Genomic DNA, 1,541 nt, shown 5'->3' with positions numbered 1-1,541 from the left:
CCGAACGGCGGCGACAGGAAGGACACCTGCATGTTCACCGCGAACAGGATGCCGAACCAGATCGGGCTGTAGCCCAGCTGCACGATGATCGGCACGAAGATCGGCAGGGTCAGCATGGCCACCCCGATCCAGTCGAGGAACATGCCGAGCACGATCAGGATCGCCATCATCACCAGAATGATCACGATGGGCGAGACGTCCAGATCCATGATCATGCCGGAGATGAAGCGGTTGCCGCCCATCAGGTTGTAGACCCCGACCAGGGCGGCGGCACCGATGCCGATCCAGATGATCATGCCGCAGGTCACCAGGGTCTGGGACAGGCTCTGGTGCATCATCGAGAACGAGAACTCGCCCCGGGCCAGCACCGCCAGCAGCACGCCGAACACGCCCATGGCCGCCGCCTCGGTGACCGAGGCCACGCCGCCGTAGATCGAGCCCAGCACCATGAAGGCGATCAGCGCCGGCACGATGATCGAGCGCAGCGCGGCACCCCTGGAGGCGAAGCCGGCGTTGCGGTCCTCCTCGCTCATCGGCGGGCCCATGGCGGGGTTGCGCAGGCAGCGCACCAGCACATAACCGATGTAGGACAGCATCAGGATCACCGCCGGGGTGATCGCCGCGGTAAACAGGTCGGCGATGGAGACGCTGGCGATCAGGCCGTAGATGATCAGCACGATGGACGGCGGCATCATGGTACCGAGCGCCCCGCCGGCGCAGACTACGCCGATCGACAGGTGCTTGTCGTAGCCGAGGCGGAGCATCTGCGGCAGCGCCAGGATGCCGAGCAGCACGATCTCGCCGCCGATGATGCCGGACAGCGCGGCCAGGAAGAACGCCACCACCACGGTCTGCACGGCGACGCCCCCGGGCAGTCGCCCGGCGAACACCCGCATGGCGTTGAACAGATCCTTGGCGATGCCCGATCGGTCGAGCAGCGAGGCCATCAGCACGAACATCGGCACCGCCACCAGCGAGTACTCGGTGACGAAGCCATAGACCCGGCTGGTCACCAGCGGCAGGGCGTTGGGGCCGAACCAGCCGAAGGTAAAGGCCAGCGCCACCAGGCCGGTGATAAAGGCCAGCGGCAGGCCGGTGACCAGCAGCGCGAAGATGGCGCCGACCAGCAGCAGGGTTCCGTCTGCGATGCTCATCAGTCAGCGCCTCCTTCGGGTGCGTCGGGGGCGGGCTTGCCCTTGATCGACTGGATCAGGTGAATCAGCGCCTGGACGCACATGATCGCCACCGCGGCGAGGATCATGCCCTTGACCAGGGCGGGGAACGGCGGGTTCCAGGAGGTGCCGGAGCGCTCCAGCTGCCACTCGCCGAGGGGGTTGTGGGAGGCGCCGTAGAACATCACCCAGGCGGCGTAGGTCATGCCCAGGCAGAAGCCGAAGGTGACCAGGTCATTGAAGCGGTCGAGCCACAGCCGGAACCTCGGGCCCACGGCGTCGTAGAGCACCTTGACCCGGATATGGCGGTTGGAGGCCAGCGCGGCCGGGCCGCCGAGACAGAAGCTGACCGCCACCAGCATGACCACG

Annotated in this window: 2 protein-coding genes; both read right to left on the bottom strand. The window is 66.7% G+C overall.

The genetic code is table 11. From position 1 onward, the window contains the following. Positions 1-1,154, bottom strand: a 1,154-nt coding sequence (locus KUW00_RS08760) for a TRAP transporter large permease subunit (protein WP_108450236.1), incomplete at its 3' end; no start/stop codon positions are given. Next, positions 1,154-1,541: TRAP transporter small permease subunit (locus tag KUW00_RS08755; protein ID WP_222568844.1), on the bottom strand; the 388-nt coding region annotated here is incomplete at its 5' end. The genes KUW00_RS08760 and KUW00_RS08755, both read right to left, overlap by 1 nt.

Source organism: Halomonas sp. DP5N14-9 (assembly GCF_019802175.1).
GTDB lineage: Bacteria > Pseudomonadota > Gammaproteobacteria > Pseudomonadales > Halomonadaceae > Halomonas > Halomonas litopenaei.
Note: the sequence above shows the minus strand (reverse complement) of the source record. Positions and strands in the feature narration are given on the sequence as shown.